Origin of the sequence: Sphingobacterium populi (genome assembly GCF_001586775.1) — a bacterium.
Taxonomy (GTDB): Bacteria; Bacteroidota; Bacteroidia; order Sphingobacteriales; family Sphingobacteriaceae; genus Sphingobacterium; species Sphingobacterium populi.
This window is the reverse complement of sequence record NZ_LQXS01000002.1, coordinates 292,744-311,721: the sequence shown is the minus strand read 5'-3', so window position 1 is coordinate 311,721 and position 18,978 is coordinate 292,744. Positions and strand designations below refer to the sequence as shown.

At 42.1% G+C, this 18,978-nt stretch carries 15 protein-coding genes and 1 pseudogene; 13 read left to right on the top strand and 3 right to left on the bottom strand.

Going from position 1 to position 18,978, the window contains the following annotated elements:
• The first annotated feature begins 35 nt into the window (after positions 1 to 35).
• The 9 genes and pseudogenes from A0125_RS05635 to A0125_RS05595 all read left to right on the top strand — a co-directional run bounded on the left by A0125_RS05635 (position 36) and on the right by A0125_RS05595 (position 10,381).
• On the top strand, positions 36 to 698 hold the full coding sequence (locus tag A0125_RS05635; protein WP_066753426.1) for a CBS domain-containing protein: 663 nt from the start codon (positions 36 to 38) through the stop codon (positions 696 to 698).
• A 44-nt stretch (positions 699 to 742) separates the two neighbouring features.
• Entirely contained in the window at positions 743 to 1,633 is an 891-nt protein-coding gene (locus A0125_RS05630) for an NAD kinase (RefSeq protein ID WP_066753423.1), read from the top strand.
• 141 nt (positions 1,634 to 1,774) lie between these two features.
• Positions 1,775 to 2,511: pseudogene (locus A0125_RS16590) on the top strand (isoprenyl transferase).
• 116 nt (positions 2,512 to 2,627) lie between these two features.
• Positions 2,628 to 5,207 (top strand): BamA/OMP85 family outer membrane protein, encoded by a 2,580-nt coding sequence (locus tag A0125_RS05620; protein WP_066753420.1) that lies wholly within the window; start codon positions 2,628 to 2,630, stop codon positions 5,205 to 5,207.
• A 309-nt stretch (positions 5,208 to 5,516) separates the two neighbouring features.
• Positions 5,517 to 6,053 carry an OmpH/Skp family outer membrane protein gene (locus A0125_RS05615; protein WP_066753417.1) on the top strand — a complete coding sequence of 179 codons (537 nt, stop codon included), beginning with the start codon at positions 5,517 to 5,519 and terminating at the stop codon, positions 6,051 to 6,053.
• A 96-nt stretch (positions 6,054 to 6,149) separates the two neighbouring features.
• On the top strand, positions 6,150 to 6,683 hold the full coding sequence (locus tag A0125_RS05610) for an OmpH/Skp family outer membrane protein (protein WP_231863137.1): 534 nt from the start codon (positions 6,150 to 6,152) through the stop codon (positions 6,681 to 6,683).
• Positions 6,684 to 6,838: 155 nt separating this feature from the next.
• Entirely contained in the window at positions 6,839 to 8,137 is a 1,299-nt protein-coding gene (locus A0125_RS05605) for a 4Fe-4S dicluster domain-containing protein (protein ID WP_066753414.1), read from the top strand.
• Positions 8,138 to 8,204: 67 nt separating this feature from the next.
• Positions 8,205 to 8,999, top strand: coding sequence for a (Fe-S)-binding protein (locus A0125_RS05600; RefSeq protein ID WP_066753411.1), 795 nt, complete (start codon positions 8,205 to 8,207; stop codon positions 8,997 to 8,999).
• A 143-nt stretch (positions 9,000 to 9,142) separates the two neighbouring features.
• The gene (locus tag A0125_RS05595) at positions 9,143 to 10,381 is read left to right on the top strand and encodes a porin (RefSeq protein WP_082784917.1); all 1,239 of its coding nucleotides are present in this window, start codon (positions 9,143 to 9,145) and stop codon (positions 10,379 to 10,381) included.
• Between the two features lie 36 nt (positions 10,382 to 10,417).
• Here A0125_RS05595 and A0125_RS05590 read toward each other — a convergent pair whose 3' ends face one another.
• On the bottom strand, positions 10,418 to 11,740 hold the full coding sequence (locus tag A0125_RS05590) for a mechanosensitive ion channel family protein (protein ID WP_197464801.1): 1,323 nt from the start codon (positions 11,738 to 11,740) through the stop codon (positions 10,418 to 10,420).
• 97 nt (positions 11,741 to 11,837) lie between these two features.
• On the bottom strand, positions 11,838 to 12,701 hold the full coding sequence (locus tag A0125_RS05585) for an OmpA family protein (RefSeq protein ID WP_066753405.1): 864 nt from the start codon (positions 12,699 to 12,701) through the stop codon (positions 11,838 to 11,840).
• Positions 12,702 to 12,942: 241 nt separating this feature from the next.
• Here A0125_RS05585 and A0125_RS05580 point away from each other — a divergent pair, with 241 nt between their 5' ends.
• The 4 genes from A0125_RS05580 (at position 12,943) to A0125_RS05565 (ending at position 16,692) form a co-directional block, all read left to right on the top strand.
• The gene (locus tag A0125_RS05580) at positions 12,943 to 13,278 is read left to right on the top strand and encodes a DUF4342 domain-containing protein (RefSeq protein WP_082784916.1); all 336 of its coding nucleotides are present in this window, start codon (positions 12,943 to 12,945) and stop codon (positions 13,276 to 13,278) included.
• 84 nt (positions 13,279 to 13,362) lie between these two features.
• Positions 13,363 to 13,941, top strand: coding sequence for a helix-turn-helix domain-containing protein (locus tag A0125_RS05575; RefSeq protein ID WP_066753403.1), 579 nt, complete (start codon positions 13,363 to 13,365; stop codon positions 13,939 to 13,941).
• A gap of 73 nt (positions 13,942 to 14,014) precedes the next feature.
• Complete coding sequence (locus tag A0125_RS05570; RefSeq protein ID WP_066753401.1) at positions 14,015 to 16,450, top strand: heavy metal translocating P-type ATPase; 2,436 nt, start codon at positions 14,015 to 14,017, stop codon at positions 16,448 to 16,450.
• A gap of 26 nt (positions 16,451 to 16,476) precedes the next feature.
• Positions 16,477 to 16,692, top strand: a complete 216-nt coding sequence (locus A0125_RS05565) for a heavy-metal-associated domain-containing protein (RefSeq protein ID WP_066753398.1) — start codon at positions 16,477 to 16,479, stop codon at positions 16,690 to 16,692.
• 111 nt (positions 16,693 to 16,803) lie between these two features.
• Here A0125_RS05565 and A0125_RS05560 read toward each other — a convergent pair whose 3' ends face one another.
• Positions 16,804 to 18,972, bottom strand: a complete 2,169-nt coding sequence (locus tag A0125_RS05560) for a DUF4954 family protein (RefSeq protein ID WP_066753395.1) — start codon at positions 18,970 to 18,972, stop codon at positions 16,804 to 16,806.
• Positions 18,973 to 18,978 lie beyond the last annotated feature (6 nt).

The window sequence follows — 18,978 nt, the reverse complement described above, 5'->3', positions numbered from 1 at the left end:
TCAGTCTAACAAAGTATTAACGAATAAGGAACAGTATGTATATAGGCGAAATCATTTCTAATCTTTATGCAGAAGTCAAGCCGCAAGACACGGTCGAACGCGTATTGCACCGCATCAGCGAATTTCACTTCCATCAATTACCCATAGTGCAGGACAGCGAGTTCATCGGCCTAGTTCGTGAGGAAGATTTACTAGCCGAGGAGGACGAATCCAAAGCCATTGCCGATATCAAGCGTACCTCACCATTCGTGTATGTATACGACTACCAGCATATTTTTGATGGCCTACAGATTATGGCGATACATGATCACGATATACTACCTGTCTTAAATAAAGATCATCAGTATATGGGCATTATCTCTCAAAAAGAGATTTTGAAAGCATTAAACCATACCTTGGCCAATAATGAAGCTGGTGCAGTGATTGTGTTAGAAATGGATAGTCGCGATTATACGCTTTCGCAGGTTTCGCATATCATCGAGTCGGAAAACACGCGAATTCTTAGTATTTCTTCACGACAATTACCAGATTCTGATCGGATCGAAATGACGATTAAAGTCAATAAGAACAATATTGCAGCCATTGTCGCGTCATTATGGCGCTTTGATTATGTCGTAAAAGCAACCTTCAATGATGGTAGTGATAAAAACGATATTCAAGATCGCTACAATCTTTTAATGAACTACCTGGAGTTATAATGAACAATTATTGCGACATTTGCCCGCTGTAAATATTTGCTCACATGAAAACTACCATAGCAATCTATGGACGCGAATTCAATCCCTCGGTCAACACATATGTGGAGGAGTTATTTCGTTTTCTGGCTGCACGTGAAATAGACGTGTTTATCTATGAACCTTTTTTTGCTTTCTTAAAGGACGAGCTGTATTGTCCATCGTACTTTAAGACCTTCCACACACTTAAAGACATTGAGCAGCCGATAGATTTTATGCTAGGTTTGGGCGGTGACGGTACCATGCTTTCTGCTGTATCTTTGATACGTGATTCGGGGATTCCGATCGTTGGGATTAATTTTGGTCGTCTTGGTTTTCTAGCCAACATTGCCAAAAATGATATTGAAGAAGCATTGGACGCGATCTTGAATAAGCAATATACTATACAATCCCGCTGCGTTTTAGCCGTGTCGAGTGAAGAAGATGAGCTGTTTGGCAATGAGAATTTTGCGCTCAACGACATCACCGTATTTAAATATGATACTTCGGCGATGATTACTGTGCAGGCAAAGTTAGATCAACAATTACTAAACGATTACTGGGCGGATGGCTTGATCATTGCGACACCAACAGGGTCAACGGCGTATTCGTTGAGCTGTGGCGGCCCTATTATCATGCCGGGCAGTGGCAATTTTGTGATCACTCCTGTATCTCCTCATAATTTAAATGTAAGGCCAATAGTCATCTCCGCAGAATCAGAGCTTGATTTAAAAATTGATAGTCGCACGGAGAAATATATCTTGAGCTGCGATTCCAGAAGTAAGACATTGCCAAGTAAAACCACCTTAAAAATCAGGAAAGCAGATTTTGAAATCAACCTGATTCGTCTGAAAAAGGATCAGTATTTCAGCATTTTGAGAGAAAAATTGCTTTGGGGATTAGACGTACGGAATTATTAAACACCGCTAACGCCGATCTTGGAGCTAGCCTAGCTCCACAGCATTGGCTTCATAAGATACTTCCTAGAAAAAAAAGCTATCTTTACGCCCGATATAGTATGGACAAACCGTAGGTCCGACATGCATTTTCACGAATAAGTAATGGATTTCAAAAACAAAATCAATAAGGACAGCCTACCTCAGCATATCGCCATCATTATGGATGGAAATGGCCGCTGGGCGAGAGAAAAAGGAGAAGACCGCGTTTTTGGACATCAAAATGGTGTGAATTCGGTTCGCGAAACGCTCGAAGGTTGTGTTGAAATAGGTGTACCATTCGTCACGCTATATGCATTCTCTACCGAAAATTGGAATCGCCCTAAAGAAGAAGTACAAGCTTTAATGGAGATACTCGTGCACTCGCTATCTACCGAGGTAGAAACCTTCAAAAAAACCGCGTCAAATTACATGCGATAGGTAATATTGATGATTTACCTGCACATTGCCAACGTACATTGCAGGAAACCATCGACCAGACCGAAGATAAAGCAGTATGCACCTTGACCCTCGCGCTAAGCTATGGTGCGCGAGCAGAAATTTTACAAGCCACGCAAAAAATTGCGCAGCGCGTGCAAGCTGGCGAACTTGCTACAACAGATATCACCGAAAAATTGTTTTCGGAAAATCTATACACTACAGGCCTTCCAGATCCAGATCTGATGATTCGTACTAGTGGCGAACAGCGTATCAGCAACTTTATGCTTTGGCAAATGGCTTACACCGAATTGGTATTCTTACCGATTATGTGGCCCGAATTTACGCGTGAGAATCTGTACGAATGCATATTTAACTACCAAAACCGAGAAAGAAGATTCGGTAAGATTAGTGAACAGTTGTAAGATTTGTTTACTTTTGACCCTTTGCCCTGTTTTAACAATTCTTAAAACTTGAGATAGGTCTTTTAACATAAATTAACAAGAGATTGGTGTACTTTAGCACCGACAATAATTAGTAGATGAAGCACATATTTGTTAAACTCGCCTTTATAATCTTCGCACTTTCCGTTTTTTATTCAGCACAGGCTCAAACACCTGGAAATCGCCCTATTAACCTTAGCGACCCGGACGAACTGTCGTACCTGAATCAGAAAAATTTCATCATTGCTGGCGTAGATGTTAAGGGAGTAGAATACTTGGACAAAGATGTCCTTATTACTATTTCAAAGCTGGCGGTCGGCCAATATATAGAGGTGCCTAGCGAGCAAACTGCAAGCGTAATCAAAGATTTGATGGCGCAAAATCTGTTCGAAGAGGTACAATTATACGCAACGAATATCCAAGGCGAGAATATCTTTTTGGAGATTCGCGTGGTAGAAAGACCTCGCTTGGCAGGCATCAACGTCGTGGGTCTAAAAAAGAGTCAGGCAGATGAGGTACGTAAGCGACTTAATGCCGGATCAGGTAAGATTGTGAACGAGAATCTGCTTCGAACTACACGTAGTACGGTCGAAAAGTATTTGCGAGAAAAATCATTCTTATACCCCGACATTACGATTACTACTGCTCCAGATTCTCTACAAGCCAACTACGAAACCGTGACTGTTAATGTGGAGAAAAACAGCAAGATTAAGGTTCGTGATGTCAACTTTACGGGAGCAGAAAACTTCACCGATCGCCAGTTGCGTAAATTCTTGAAAGGCGTAAAACCACGCGCATGGTTTCGCATATTTGGGCCAGGTCGTTTTAAAGAAGACAAATATCTAGAAGCCAAAGAAAACCTCATCGCCAAGATGCAGGATAAAGGCTACCGCGATGCCGAAATTTTGCGAGACAGCATCTGGCGTTACAACAAAAAAAGAATCAATATCGACATAGATCTGTATGAAGGGCCTCGATATTATGTGGGAGATATTACATGGACAGGTAATTCCAAATACCAAGACTCGATATTGAATCTTATATTCGGAATTAACAAGGGCGATGTATATAGCGAGGAGAAAATCCACGCGCGATTGATGGGGCCTACAAGAGCTAGTGATGATATTGCGGCCTTATATCAGAATGATGGTTATCTGACGTTCCAAATTGAACCAATCATTAAGCGCATCTCCAAAGACACGATCGATTTGGAAATCCAAATGTTTGAAGGTAAACAGTACACCATTAATAACGTCATTTTAAAAGGTAACGATGTCACCAATGATCGTGTAGTATTGCGATCTATATTCCTCAAACCTGGAATGAAATATTCTAGGGAAGCTCTCGTAAGTAGTATTCGAGAAATTTCTCAGCTCGGGATGTTTGATGAACAAAAAATATCACCAAATCCCATGAAGAATCTTAATATGGAGGAAGGTACTACCGACTTAGAATTTACAGTAGCAGAAAAAGCTTCTGACCAAGTCGAGCTTTCCGGTGGTTACGGTGCTGGACAAGTGATCGGTACCTTGGGTCTAAACTTCAACAACTTCTCTACTAGCAATTTTTTCAAAAAAGATTCGTGGAAGCCACTACCGCGAGGAGATGGGCAAAGGTTCAGTATTCGTGGACAAACTTCAGGTAGAAGATACCAATCGTACAACTTCTCCTTTTCAGAACCTTGGTTAGGTGGTAAGAAACCGATATATTTTGGTCTGAATGCTTATGTATCCAACATGCGAGAAATGTTTTTCCAAGGATCGCAATGGGTGGAAAGAGAGAATGCACCATTCATTAATATGCACGGTGTAACTGCTACGTTAGGTAAGCGTTTGCAGTGGCCAGATCGTTATTTCCAGATCAACAGTTCGTTATCATTTCAACGGTACGTCTTAAATAATTATGCAGGATTATTCTTGTTCGCCGACGGGGATTCTTACAACATCAACTTTACACAAGAGATCAGTCGTAATACAGTAGATGCACCGATCTACCCAACTTCGGGTTCCAACATCCGTTTGAGCGTTCAATTAACTCCGCCATATTCATTATGGAATAATATTGACTACGCAACAGCACCAGCTAATGAAGTGTACAAGTTTGTAGAATACCACAAGTGGAAGTTTGATTCCCAATGGTATACCACGATTGCCGGAAAGTTGGTTCTTAAGTCACAAGCTCAGTTTGGTTATTTAGGAATGTATAGTAATCAAGCACCTATATCACCGTTCGAGCGTTTCGTATTAGGTGGTGATGGTATGCAAGGTTTTGACTTTTTGCAAGGTACAGAGATCATTGCGATGCGTGGATACGCCAATGGTACAGTGATTCCAGAATCTACAGGTGGCGGTAGTGCACAAAATATTGCCATACGTTCGGGTTCACCAATATACGCAAGATATCAATTGGAACTTCGCCATCCGATTATGCTGAATGAGCAAGCTACAGTATTTGCACTTGCATTTGCCGAAGCTGGTAATACGTGGAATAATTTCCGCGAATTCAACCCGTTCAAAGTACGCCGTACAATGGGTATTGGAGCACGTATCTTCTTACCAATATTTGGTATGTTGGGTATCGATTACGGTCACGCATTTGATCCGATCCCAGGTATGCCGGAAAGTCGATGGAGACAGAACTTTACGTTTAGTATTATTCAAAATATGGGCGGTTTCTAAACAGCACTATATAAGAGAAAAAATAAAGAAGGTTATCTGATTTTAGATAACCTTCTTTATTTTAGCTACAGCCTGATGGAATTGTAGCATTTGAAAACACATTGACGTTCCTTCTACATGGACGATTGGCAGTTAAATTTAAGTTAAAAATAGACGTCGATACCTTTTAGCCACGATTATTTTTTGTTACTTTGTGACTCGAAAAGCATATTTTTTTGACAATATGAACAACAGAATGTTTGAAAATTTAAACTTTTTGAACTTTAAATTGTCAGAAAGATTAAATAGGAAAAATTAAAGCATATATTGATGAAAAAGATTCTTATAATAACGGCAGCACTAGCGCTTTCAATCAGCGCAGGTTTTGCACAACAGAAACTCGCTTATGTAAATTCAGAATATGTTTTAAAACACATTCCAGAATATGCAGCTGCGCAGAAGCAGTTAGATGACCTTTCTACCAAATGGCAGGAAGAAGTAGATGCCAAGTTCGAAGAGATTGAGCGCTTATATAAAGCATATCAGAATGATCAGACATTATTGAATGATGATATGCGAAGACGCCGCGAAGACGAGATTGTAAATAAAGAACGTGAAGTAAAAGATTTACAGAGAAAGCGTTTTGGTTTCGAGGGTGAGTTGTTCAAGCAACGTTCTCAACTGATTCAACCAATTCAACAACGCCTTACTAAAGCCATTCAGGACATTGCGGCTGCAGAAAGTTTGGATCTGATTTTAGACAGAAGTACGGAAGCGACATTTTTATTTGCTAACCCAGCATTAGACAAAAGCAATGCTGTAATCACGAAGCTCGGCTTCAAACCTGATCCTAAACTAGCGGATTAAGTTTTTTTTTTAGTATAATTGCGCAAACTAATACGATTAACAAAATAAACAAAACAACAAACTTATCGCAGTATAAGATTTTAGATTAACATGAATATGATGACAAATGTATGGAAAGGTGTAGCTGTAGCGGCGGGATTATTCGTAGCTACACATGTGGCGAGTGCTCAGCAAAAGATTGGACACATTAATTCTCAGGAATTGATGCAAGCTACGCCCGAATTTAAAACTGCGCAAACTCAAATTCAAACCTTAAGAGAAACTAAAGAGAAAGAGTATCAAGGTATGTTGGAGTTGTATCAGAAAAAGCAAACTGAGGCAAATGAGAAAGCGATGAATCGCAGCGAAGCCAACAAAGCGACTCTTGACACTGAGATACAAGGATTGGTTGCTGAAATGCGCCAAATGGAAGAGCGTATTCAAGCAACTAACGGTCAAGCACAAGAAGAGCTTCAGAAAAAATATCAAGAATTGATGAACCCTATCGAGACGAAGGTAATCAATGCAATCAATACCGTAGCAAAAGATAAAGGATATGCTTACGTGCTGGATTTGGCCAGCGGAAGTGTATTTTACTTTGATGGTGGTGATGATCTTACGCCAGACGTAAAAGCAAAATTGGGAATCTAATATTTCTCAATAATGAGTTGGAAAGCCGCTACATAAACTGTAGCGGCTTTTTTTTGTTATATAGATTAGTAATTTTTATTTCGTCTAAATAGGATATTATGCTCGCATAGCATTATACTATTTGATATATTTGTAGCAAACTGATTATAAAAACGATGATAGCTCAACTCTTATTTGCGATATTATTGGTTTTTGCGGGATGGCTATTCTACAAAAATGCCTACAAAATATACCGTAATATTCGCCTTGGCCGATCCGTGAATCGTTTTGGTTCGCCTGCAGAACGCACCAAACTGATGTTATTGGTAGCGTTTGGTCAAAAGAAAATGTTCAAACGGCCAATTCCCGCACTACTCCACCTTTTTGTGTATTTGGGCTTCGTGATTATAAATATTGAAATGTTGGAAATCATTATTGATGGCATTGCTGGTACGCACCGCGTGTTTGCATTTATGGGTGATTTTTACAGTTTTTTGATCGCTAGTTTCGAATGGCTAGCATTATCGGTATTTACTGCGTGTCTGATTTTCCTGATCCGACGCAACATTTTAAGAGTCAAACGGCTCAACCAAAAAGAGCTCAATAATTGGCCAAGAACAGATGCTAATCTAATTTTGATCGCCGAAATTCTATTGATGGGTGCTTTTCTTTTTATGAATGCAGCAGATCACAAGTTACAAGGATTACAGGCAGATCATTATATAGTGGCCGGAAGTTTTCCCGTCAGCCAATACCTAACAGGAATTTTACCATCCAATGTAGGAACGTTAATCGTAATGGAGCGCTTTTTTTGGTGGTTTCATATTATAGGCGTATTGGCCTTTCTCAATTATTTGCCTCTTTCCAAACACTTACATATCTTACTGGCTTTCCCAAATACGTATTTCAGCAATTTAAGACCCAAAGGGCAATTTGCCAATATGCCGAGCGTAACTGCAGAAGTAAAATCTATGTTGGATCCGTCTTTGCCGCCTCCTGAAGGTGAAGTTTCGCGATTTGGAGTGAAAGATGTGCATGATTTGACCTGGAAAAATTTACTGGATGCCTATACTTGCACGGAGTGCGGTCGCTGTACGGCTTCTTGTCCTGCAAATATAACTGGTAAGCTACTTTCACCACGGAAAATTATGATGGATACACGAGATCGCCTTGCTGTGGTTGGCAAAAACATAGATCATAATAAAGGGCAGTTTGTAGATGATGGACAATCGCTGATCGACACTCACATTAGTAGAGAAGAGATTTGGGCATGTACAAGTTGTAATGCCTGTGTAGAAGCGTGCCCCGTCAATATAGATCCACTGCAGATTATTATGGGACTTCGGCAGTATGCTATCATGGAAGAATCTAAAGCCCCTGCAAGCGTTAACAATATGCTTTCTAACTTAGAAAACAACGGTGCGCCGTGGAAGTATGCTCAAGCAGACCGTGCAAACTGGGCTAATTCTCAATAAGAAACAATCGCGAATATAATAGTAGAAAGCGCCGAATGGCCATTTCACCTTTAAGATACAGTATCACATGGAAAATCAACTTCATATCCCAACTGCAGCAGAGTTATTAGCTAAAGGCGAATCGCCCGACTTACTTTTTTGGGTAGGTTGTGCAGGCAGTTTTGACGAACGTGCGCAGCGTATCACACGCGATATTTGCAAAATTCTCCAGTATGTAGGCATCAAATATGCGATACTTGGCACCGAAGAAAGCTGTACTGGTGACCCAGCCAAGCGTGCTGGCAATGAGTTTTTATTCCAGATGCAGGCCATGATGAACATTCAGGTATTGGATGGATATGAAATCAAAAAAATTGTAACGGCTTGTCCACATTGTTTTAATACGCTAAAGAATGAATACCCGGAATTAGGCGGACGATATGAGGTGATACATCATACAGAACTCATACAGTCACTAATCAATGAAGGAAAACTAAAACCTAGCGACGGACATGCATTCAAGGGAAAAAAAATAACCTATCATGACCCCTGCTACTTGGGTCGTGCCAATGAGGTATACGAAGCTCCGCGTAAAGTATTGGAATCTTTAGATACTGATTTAGTGGAACTGAAACGCTGCCGTAGCAATGGACTTTGCTGTGGTGCCGGTGGTGCACAGATGTTCAAAGAGCCCGAACCGGGCAGTAAGGACATCAATGTTGAGCGCATCGAAGATGTCATAGCGTCCAAAGCCAATATTGTGGCTGCTGCCTGTCCATTTTGTATGACAATGCTACGAGACGGCGTCAAGGTCAAGGAACAAGAAGATCGTATACAAGTGCTAGATATTGCAGAGATTACGGTAAAGGCTAATAATATATAAGCTATATTTCAATTTAAACATATAGTTGGCTAAAGTGCTTGTTATTCATGATTTAAAAAGGATTAGCTGTGCTAAATTTCAATAATTTAACTGTAATATTGTAAGCAATATACGACAGGTATTAGCTTCTATTAGTGAAAATTATGTGGTACCACAGCAACTCCTCCCCTAAACGGAAAATCCGTTTCATACTATCTTTTGCCTTTCTTTTTCTACATTATTTTGTGCAGCCAGCATCTGTCGTTGCTCAGGAACGAGATGATAGAGCTACGATTGGTAACTTCAAAGGAATCCAGTTTATGAGTCCGGATAGCTTGTTTTACACAAATTTCCGATTTCGGATGCAAAACCGACTGCGATACACCAACGTATTGGACGAACAAAGCAATAATGAATGGGAAGCACGTGTCCGCAGATTACGCCTGCGAATGGACGGTTATATCTATACTCCAAAAATATCGTATAGTGTACAATTAGCTTTTACACGAGGAGACCAAGATTTTGACGATACCGGAGTACCCAACATCGTGCGAGACGCGGTTATGTTTTATAACTTTACAGATGATTTCTATGTTTCATTCGGTCAAAACAAGCTGCCTGGTAACCGCCAAAGGGTAAACTCCTCGGGTCAGTTACAATTTGCAGAACGCTCCTTAGTCAATGCAGCCTTTAATATAGATCGTGATTTCAATGTCACGATGCACCTTAATAAGCAAGTAAATAATATGCCGATCCACGCTAAATTTGCCGTTTCTACGGGTGAAGGCCGGGTTGCTATTACTACTGACGAGGGATTAGCGTATACTGGACGAATGGAATTTTTGCCATTAGGCGAATTTACAAATGATGGCGATTATTCAGAAGGTGATCTGGAACGCGAACCTACCCCAAAACTATCATTGGCAGCTGGCTATAGCTACAATGATCGCACGACGAGAGCGGGCGGACAAACCGGAAAATTGGTAAGCAATCCCATGACGTTAAAGACAGCTTATGCAGACATGATCTTTAAATATACGGGTTGGGCATATATGGCAGAATACATGCGCCGCGACGTCGATAATCCACTCAATTTTTTGCAAAGCGATCCTTTACAAGCGGTTCATGCGTACAAGGGCTGGGGAGTAAATCAGCAACTTTCCTACTTGCTACACGATGGCTATGAGATCGCTAGTCGTTATACTTATGTCAAGCCCCATCATGATATTGAAGCCGTCGAATTGCAGACCGAAGTAATAGAACTTGGCCTTACCAAATATTTCAAAGCTCACCGACTTAAGTTTCAAGCTAATGCCTCTTATTTATTTCGTGACGGCGAATTCAACAACAGCAATCAAATGGGAACATGGGGTGGCACATTTCAAGTTGAGTTGGGCATATAAGCCTCCACCACCCCAGTATTTAGAAAGTTTTCCGCATCAATTGGAAAGCGCATCTTTGGAAAAGGATTGCTTCAGTAGACGTAGATCATCGGATGCGGGCGCTTCAAACACTTCCAGATCGAAAAACTTAATTGCCGCAAACAAATGGTCAAAAATATCGGCCATCGCTTCTTCATAAAATGCCCACGAAGTACCATCTGTAAACATATATAGCTCCAAAGGAAGCCCATGTTCGGTAGGTGCTAGCTGGCGAACCATTACCATAGAACTTTGCTGGATACGCGGATGTGCTTTTGCGTAAGCAGAAAGATAAGTACGGAAAAGTCCGATATTAGTCATTCTGCGACCATTAACCGGCATGCTTTCGTCTGGAAGAAACTCTTGATTGTAGGTCTGAATTTCTGCGAGTCGCTGATCAATAAAATCTTGTAATAAGCGGATCTGGCGTAGTTTTGCGATCTCTTCGTCTCCAAGATATCGAATAGATGAAATTTTGACATTAACTGCTCGTTTGATCCGGCGACCTCCTGATTGCTGCATCCCACGATAGTTTGTAAATGACTCCGTGAGCAAAGTATGCGTTGGTATCGTAACGATGGTACGGTCAAAATTTCGAATACGTATATTATTAAGATTGATCTGCAACACATCACCATCGGCATTGTATCTCTTCATTTCAACCCAATCTCCTACCCTCACAGAATCATTAGCAGATACTTGAATACTGGCAACGAAACCGAGGATAGTATCTTTGAATACTAACATCAGAATCGCGGAGGCGGCTCCCATAGAAATCAGGAAATCACCTGGTGACTTCCCTGTTATCACGGTAAAGAGAATTGTTCCTCCGATGAAATATAGCACGATCTGCAAGACTTGTAGATAGCTATCCAAAGGCTTGTCTACAAAACCAGGCTTATTTTGGAAAACATCCCGACCAGTTTTGAATACTGAGTTAATCAATCGAAGCGCGATAAAAGCAATTATAAGGTTTAATGACGCTTCAAGGAATGAGAGAGTCGCTGGGAAACCACGAAAAACCAACGGCAAAAACGCCTGTGTTATCGTCAGCAAAATCAATAAACTCAGGTTTGAAAAAAACTTATTCTCCACAAGTCGTTCGTGCGCTACTTGTTGTGAGCGTCGCATCATTTTGGAAAATACACGTATAAAGATATTGCGCACCAGATAATCCACCATAAAAAGTACAATGGTCATCGCGATCAATAAGGCGGCAGTAGTGAATATGTGGGTAAGTTGGCTATTGAGCTGCAAATGGGCTAGCTGCTGGTACGTAGCATTGTAGATTTGTGTGTTGACCTGTTCGTCAGCCAAAAATTGTTCAATCGTATCCTTCATCTTGCAAAAATAGGAATCCATATCTGGATAACAAAAAACCCCTCTTCGAGCGCTCAAAGGATCGAAGAAGGGTAAGCGTATCGGGCAATAAACTGTTTTATTCTTCTGAAATACTATCCGATGCAGGAGCTTTATCGATCAATTCCATAAACTGATCTAGTTTTGGCGTGATAATGATCTGCGTACGACGATTGCGTGCTTTACCTTGCGCAGTGGCATTGTCAGCGATCGGATTGTATTCACCACGACCACCTGCAGTCATCCGCTTAGGATCTACCCCATAGGTATTTTGTAATGCCTGTACAACCGATGAGGCTCGTAATGTACTAAGATCCCAGTTATTGCGGATATTTTTCTGCGTAATCGGATCCGGATCCGTATTACCCTCTACCAGCACATCATAATCTCTATAATCTTGAATAATTTTGGCAATCTTGCTTAACGTAGCACCTGCCTGATCTGAGATCTCATAACTACCAGAGCGATACAGCATATTGTCTGCCAAAGAAATGTACACTACCCCCTTAAGCACTTGCACATCCACATCTTGCAATTCTTCTCTGCTCAGTGAACGCGTGAGTCGGTTGGTCAATACCATATTCAGCGAGTCGCTCTTATTTTTGGTATTCACCAAATGCTGAATGTAGCGATTAGAGGCATTAATCTCATCTACCAGCTTTGAAATATTGACGTTTCCTTGCGTATTCTGGCTGATACTATTATCTAGCGTACCTTGCAATCTCGCTAATGCTTCTTTGAGTGAAGCGTTATTACGTTTTTCCGATTCCAGTTGATCTTCTAGACTTTTGACACGCGCACGTGACTCTGCTAATTCTACCTGACTTTGTTGGTAACGCTCGCCCAACGTACGATGCTCAGCTTCAAGAGCTCGATGCACCTTCTTACTAACTCCACACGCACTGAAAACCACCGTACCGACGATTATCAAGCATAATGCCATATTTTTTGTTTTTTCATATTAGAATTGTGTTTAATGACGTTATACGAATGTAGATACTTAGATCGTGCCAAAATGTAAAAAAATATTAAAATTATTTGTCGTTCGTAGCGGCACATAAACCGACCTTACGGGAGTTTTTACCGACTCCCCGCAGCCATTCACCTAAATTCACTATCAAACATCTGGCAGTGCTGCTACTTTTGATTAAAAGAAATAAGTTATCCATTTAAAAATTACGACCATGTCATTTAAAGAAACATTCAGCATTAACGGTGAAAACCTACTAAAAAAAATCAAAGATCTTATTGCGGAAGGCAATGTACGTAAGATCTCCATTGCAGATAAACAGAATAAAGAAATCATCAGCTTTCCTGTCACTATCGGGGTAGTCGGTATCGTTTTAGCGCCGATATTCGCCGCGGTCGGTGCTTTGGCTGCAATCTTGACAGAATGCAAAATCACCGTAGAACGTACTGATTCGCCTTCAGACGAATCACCATCATCTACTGCTGATAATGCCAGCAATCCGGTAGCGCCGACGCCTCCGACAGACGATCCGCACGCTCCACAGTTTTAAATTTTGACAGCAAATTGAGAAAAGCCCATGCATTATACCATGGGCTTTTGCTAATTTCGTACATATCAAGATCGGAAATACGCTATGGATACGACGCTTTATATAAGAAATATGGTATGCAATCGTTGTATCATGGTCGTAGAGCAGCAGATGGATAAATGGAAACTGCCCGTGTCGCATATTGCGCTGGGCGAGGTAACTACTACAGCACCAATCTCCGACAAGCAATTAGATACAATTCGCAAAGATCTGGAAGCGCTGGGCTTTGGCCTAATAGACGACAAACGCCAACAAACTGTTGAGCGCGTAAAGACAGCAATTATTAAATTGATTTATCAAAAAGATCTGATTCAGAAAATTAATCTCTCAATGTGGTTGGAAGAAGAGCTTAATGAGGATTATGCCCATCTGTCAGCTTGGTTTTCAGAATTGGAATCGACTACGATTGAAAAGTTTTTCATAGCACAGAAAATAGAAAGGGTCAAAGAATTGCTACGCTATGAAGAACTCACGCTGTCTCAGATTGCCGATCAAATGCATTATTCTAGTGTCGCTTACCTAAGTAATCAGTTCAAAAAGGTTACAGGCATTTCTCCCTCCCAGTATAAGCAATCCACCGAAAATACCAGAACACCACTCGATGCGGTGAAATCTTACAAGTAAAACGCGGTAGAACGTAAGCATTTCTGTACACTTGATCCCGATATTTGTCTATACAAACCTCTTATTGGTTGATATGACGAAAGAATATAATACAATCGTATCTCTGGGCAAAAAAAACCTTACCCAAGCGGATGAAAACAAAATACGGCAACTGCTTTTGCATGCCGGTATCAGCGTGACGGCACAATTGGATGCATCACAACTGTTAATAGCAAGCAAAGATAGAGAGCTGTTAAAGCAAATCATTGCCGTGCTGCGGCAAAAAGGCTACGCGCCTGTTACGCAAAAACAAGAAATCCCGGTACTAGATATGAGCTGTGCTTCTTGTGCTAGCAGCATTCAAAGCATGATGCTTGCCCAGCCGGGCGTACTACACGCCAACGTTAATTTTGCCAATACCAGCGCAGAGGTAGAATATTTACCAGATTTAATTCAAGAACAAGATTTACAGAAAGTTGTACGCGCTATCGGTTTTGATCTACTATTAGAGCCAGCCGCTTCTCGTGAAGAGAAGAAAGATGTCTTACAGCAGGCTCAATACAGCAAATTAAAGCGAAAAACCATCATTGCTCTACTGCTAGCGTTACCCGTCTTCGTATATGGTATGTTCTTCATGCATGCGCCTTTTGCCAACTGGATTATGTTTGCGTGTACTACGCCACTACTTTTTTGGGTAGGTCGCGACTTTTTTGTGCACGCTTGGAAACAAGCGCAACATCGTACCGTTACAATGGATACACTCGTCGCGCTGAGTACGGGTACAGCATATATATTTAGCGTTTTTACTTTGTTTTTTCCGGATTTTTGGCTCAAAAGCGGGCTGGCGGCGCATGTATATTTTGAAGCTGCCGCCGTCATTATCGCTTTCGTGTTGCTAGGCAAATTGCTGGAAGCCCGGGCAAAAAGCCATACTTCAGAAGCGATCAACAAATTGATGGGTATGCAGCCCAAAACAGTTGTTCGGCTGGATGCACAAGGTGCCCAGCAAGAGGTTGAGATTGCAGAGGTAATTGTCAACGATTTGATACTGGTTCGCCCGGGCGAAAAAATACCGGTTGACGGAGTGGTAGAACAAGGGCAATCGTTTGTCGATGAAAGTATGCTAAGCGGCGAATCTGCGGCAGTTTCGAAAGGCAAAGGCGAGTCTGTATACGCCGGAACAGTTAATCAGCGAGGCAGCTTTCAGTTTCGCGCACAAAAAGTAGGTCAGGAAACAGTGTTAGCACAAATCATTGCTTTAGTGCGCCATGCGCAAGGAAGCAAAGCGCCCGTGCAAAAACTGGTTGACAAAATTGCTGGTATTTTTGTTCCTATTGTTATGGGTATTGCACTATTGAGCATGCTGATCTGGATACTTTTTGGTGGCGAACATGGACTGACGCAAGGCATTATGGTGTTCGTCACGGTGCTGGTCATCGCGTGTCCATGCGCTTTAGGCTTGGCTACACCAACGGCCATCATGGTCGGCGTTGGTCGTGCGGCCGCGGCCGGAATTTTAATTAAAGATGCCGAAAGTATTGAAAAAGCTAAAGATCTGGATGTAGTAGTATTTGATAAGACGGGCACTCTTACGGTAGGTCGTCCACAGCTGACGGATCAATACTGGCTAGATAATGAAGATCAGCACCATAAAAACGTGCTCGTGGCCATGGAGCGATTATCTGAGCATCCGCTAGCCAATGCCATCGTCACAGCTTGGCCGGACGCTCCTATGCTTGAAGTCGATAATTTTGAGAGCGTAACCGGCTATGGTATTTCGGCGGTATATGACGGCAACGCTTATTTTGCCGGCAATCGCAGGTTCATGACCAACAACAAGGTGCCTATTACCAATTCGCAATTAGAACAAGCTGCGGAATACGCGAAATCGGGCCAAACGGTAATTTGGTTTGCCCTAGCGCAACGCGTACTCGCTCTATTAGCAATTGCAGATCCAATTAAAGATAGCACGCAATCTGCTATTACCACCCTGCACCAAATGGGTATCCAAACTCATATGTTGACTGGAGATAACGAAGCTACTGCAACTGCAATCGCTGAACAAGCAAATATTCAACATGTACAAGCGGAGGTATCGCCAGAAGGTAAAGCGCAATTCATCGCAAAATTACAATCTGCCGGCCATATAGTCGGGATGGTGGGTGATGGGATTAATGATAGCGCTGCACTGGCAAAGGCAGACGTTAGTATTGCGATGGGCAAAGGAAGTGATATCGCGATGGATGTGGCTAAGATGACCATCATTTCATCCGATTTGTGCCAAGTTGCTGTGGCTATTAAGCTGTCGCAATTAACAGTGAAAACCATTCGGCAGAATCTTTTTTGGGCATTTATATACAACGTAGTAGGCATTCCAATTGCGGCGGGCATTTTGTATCCTAGCTTTGGTTTTTTGCTGAGTCCGATGATTGCCAGTGCTGCGATGGCTTTGAGCAGTGTATCGGTCGTATCCAATAGCTTGCGACTCAAATGGCGGAATATTGGTTCTGTGGTAGAGGAAATCAAATAACTATATCATATAATAAATAGCACAACATGGAAAATAACGTATTGACCTTCAAAACCAGCATCAACTGTGGAAGCTGTATCAAAGCTGTAACTCCGTTTTTATCAGAAGTTGGAGGCATTAATCACTGGGAAGTTGACACAACCAATCCCGCCAAAATCCTGACAGTGGAGACCAGCGGTGCAACGGCAGAGGAAGTGCTCGAGGCAGTACAAAAAGCAGGTTTTACAGCGACAGCGCTGTAAGTTTGAGCTTCGCTGGCGCCTAACAAATCAAAAAGTCAGCCTCTGTTTCTAAGAAAAGAAACAGAGGCTGACTTATGGTACAATTTCAAATGCAATCCGTAAACGTGGCAATTATGCCGTCGGCGCCAGAGATTCCAGCAAAGTTGCAATCCGCACTTCAAATGTGGCGAGTTCTTTATTCTGAGAAAGTATAAAACTATTATCAGACAACTTGCCGACAACCGTTTCCATCTCCTCGTCCGAATCATACAGCATTTTACGAAATTCGCTTTCGTAATCTTTCGCTCTCGTACGCTCGATTTCGTCTCGAATCCAGCGCTTGGTTTCTAGTGCTTCTTGCAATAATCCCTGAACAAAAGCCGCATCCCAATTCGCAGCCTGCACGCCGGTTAATTCTTGTAAAGATGCCATGCTATGAAGTACCTTTTCGTGGAGATAGCTACTACTCAATTGATGGTAACGCTGGTGAATTTCCAGCCAAGAATTAAGCGTACCCGCTTTTATATCAGATATCAATGCTTGTAAATCTTGATCTGGTATGAGCTGATTTCCTACGTTAGTAAAAGTCTTGCGTTGTAGCGGCTCACTTTGTAGTAATTGCCAAAGATCGTCCAACGAATTACTTTCAGTATAGGCCAACAGTTGTGTAGCTGCATAATAGCGTATCATGCGTTGGAACAAATGGTATACCTCTTTTGGCTTCTTTAACACGACATTTCGACGGGAGTTTTCTACATTCTTAAGCAATACTTCATACGGAAAACCCGCTGCTGGATCTTTCAACGCTTGTAGCGCCTCATCGCCTAATAAACCGACCGCATTTTCGATTTCCGAGAAGGTATTAAACATCTCATTAACAGTATCCGGCGCGATTACATCGTACTCCAAATGCTGATTTTTCAGTTTACGGTTATCTCGCGCGGTAAACTTGCTGGTATTGCGCATTAGCGCGTACATATTGTACATAAACCAATAGCCTGGGATGATGACCAAGCGATCCTGATGCACATCATTGCTAATGAGTGAAAATGGAATGCGAATGTCCAGTTCATGCAAGAAATCTCCCTTGACGATCAATGAGTAAGACGCAAAACGCGAATTGTGCTTCAAACTCACACACAAGCCCGGCCAGAAGCCACGCCCTGCCATCAGTTCACCATCTGCTGCGCGAGAATTATGGTTGGATCCCACCGTCGCGCCAGCCGCCATATTACTCTGCCCCATGATCAACGAAGCGCAAAGGAAAGAATTATTATGATGCTGCTCGTGAGCTGGAAACAATAAAGAATTTAGCACTTCGCAGCAAGATATCGTAGAATTGTCCCCTAGAAATGAGTTAATCAAGCGCGCACCGTATTTCAATTGGGAGAAAGAAGACAGGATAAACCGTACGGCTTTGACGCCATAAAAAATACGACAACCGTAGCCTACAATACCATTGACCAATTCGCAGCCTTCACCAATTTGCGTATACGCAGATGAGATCGAATTGACGGTGACATTCTTAATTTTATTAACGCCTTTGATATAGGCATCGGAGCCAATCTGCACGTTTTTGATGGTGTGGCAATTCTTGATAACGGTACGTTCGCCGATCATGCTGTAATAACCCCGTTTGGACGAAAACTGCAAATCGGTGATTTCATGCAGTCGACGCTGAAAATCGGCATCATCACGATGGCGCGTCCAAAGATAAACGTCGCCAGCCTGCATGCCATTGAATGGAAGTACAGATCGACCGCCATTTTCATTGCACAACTCTAAATAGATCCGACTTTCGGGATCATCACCATCTTTGAGCACGCCATTTCCAAATTTTGCATTGGAGCTGGTTTCCATTTCATCGATATTCGTGAGGATGACCTCCTTGCCCACGATGTAGTGCGCCATATAGCGCACATGATGGATGGCGCAGTAATCTCCTATATCCGAACTAATAATCTGCGAATGGTAAATACCCGACGCTAAACGCAAATCCCGATATTCGACATAGATTTCGTCCATTTTACCAATACGCACCAAACCATAGAACTTGGAATGGCGAATCTGCTCGGGAATAAAGCCGGCTTTGCTAACGAGCACATCGCCCCAATTGGACGACTCGTTGCCCAACGCAGTTAGCCGATCGATCTCTGCCGCTGTTAAATGCCGGAATTGATCCGAAGCAACAGGATTCTGTTGAAATCGTAGGTAATATTCATCTTGCCCTGCGGGCAAGTATTCTTTGGGCACGAAATCGTAACCCAAAGAACGAAGTGGTCTCTTATTTATATAGGCCATAAGCGC

Excerpts from the sequence above, each read along its gene's own strand:
- A0125_RS05635 (WP_066753426.1), top strand. The coding sequence starts at position 36 with ATGTATATAGGCGAAATCATTTCTAATCTTTATGCAGAAGTCAAGCCG.
- A0125_RS05630 (WP_066753423.1), top strand. The coding sequence starts at position 743 with ATGAAAACTACCATAGCAATCTATGGACGCGAATTCAATCCCTCGGTC.
- A0125_RS05620 (WP_066753420.1), top strand. The coding sequence starts at position 2,628 with ATGAAGCACATATTTGTTAAACTCGCCTTTATAATCTTCGCACTTTCC.
- A0125_RS05615 (WP_066753417.1), top strand. The coding sequence starts at position 5,517 with ATGAAAAAGATTCTTATAATAACGGCAGCACTAGCGCTTTCAATCAGC.
- A0125_RS05610 (WP_231863137.1), top strand. The coding sequence starts at position 6,150 with ATGATGACAAATGTATGGAAAGGTGTAGCTGTAGCGGCGGGATTATTC.
- A0125_RS05605 (WP_066753414.1), top strand. The coding sequence starts at position 6,839 with ATGATAGCTCAACTCTTATTTGCGATATTATTGGTTTTTGCGGGATGG.
- A0125_RS05600 (WP_066753411.1), top strand. The coding sequence starts at position 8,205 with ATGGAAAATCAACTTCATATCCCAACTGCAGCAGAGTTATTAGCTAAA.
- A0125_RS05595 (WP_082784917.1), top strand. The coding sequence starts at position 9,143 with ATGTGGTACCACAGCAACTCCTCCCCTAAACGGAAAATCCGTTTCATA.
- A0125_RS05590 (WP_197464801.1), bottom strand. The coding sequence starts at position 11,740 with ATGAAGGATACGATTGAACAATTTTTGGCTGACGAACAGGTCAACACA.
- A0125_RS05585 (WP_066753405.1), bottom strand. The coding sequence starts at position 12,701 with ATGGCATTATGCTTGATAATCGTCGGTACGGTGGTTTTCAGTGCGTGT.
- A0125_RS05580 (WP_082784916.1), top strand. The coding sequence starts at position 12,943 with ATGTCATTTAAAGAAACATTCAGCATTAACGGTGAAAACCTACTAAAA.
- A0125_RS05575 (WP_066753403.1), top strand. The coding sequence starts at position 13,363 with ATGGATACGACGCTTTATATAAGAAATATGGTATGCAATCGTTGTATC.
- A0125_RS05570 (WP_066753401.1), top strand. The coding sequence starts at position 14,015 with ATGACGAAAGAATATAATACAATCGTATCTCTGGGCAAAAAAAACCTT.
- A0125_RS05565 (WP_066753398.1), top strand. The coding sequence starts at position 16,477 with ATGGAAAATAACGTATTGACCTTCAAAACCAGCATCAACTGTGGAAGC.
- A0125_RS05560 (WP_066753395.1), bottom strand. The coding sequence starts at position 18,972 with ATGGCCTATATAAATAAGAGACCACTTCGTTCTTTGGGTTACGATTTC.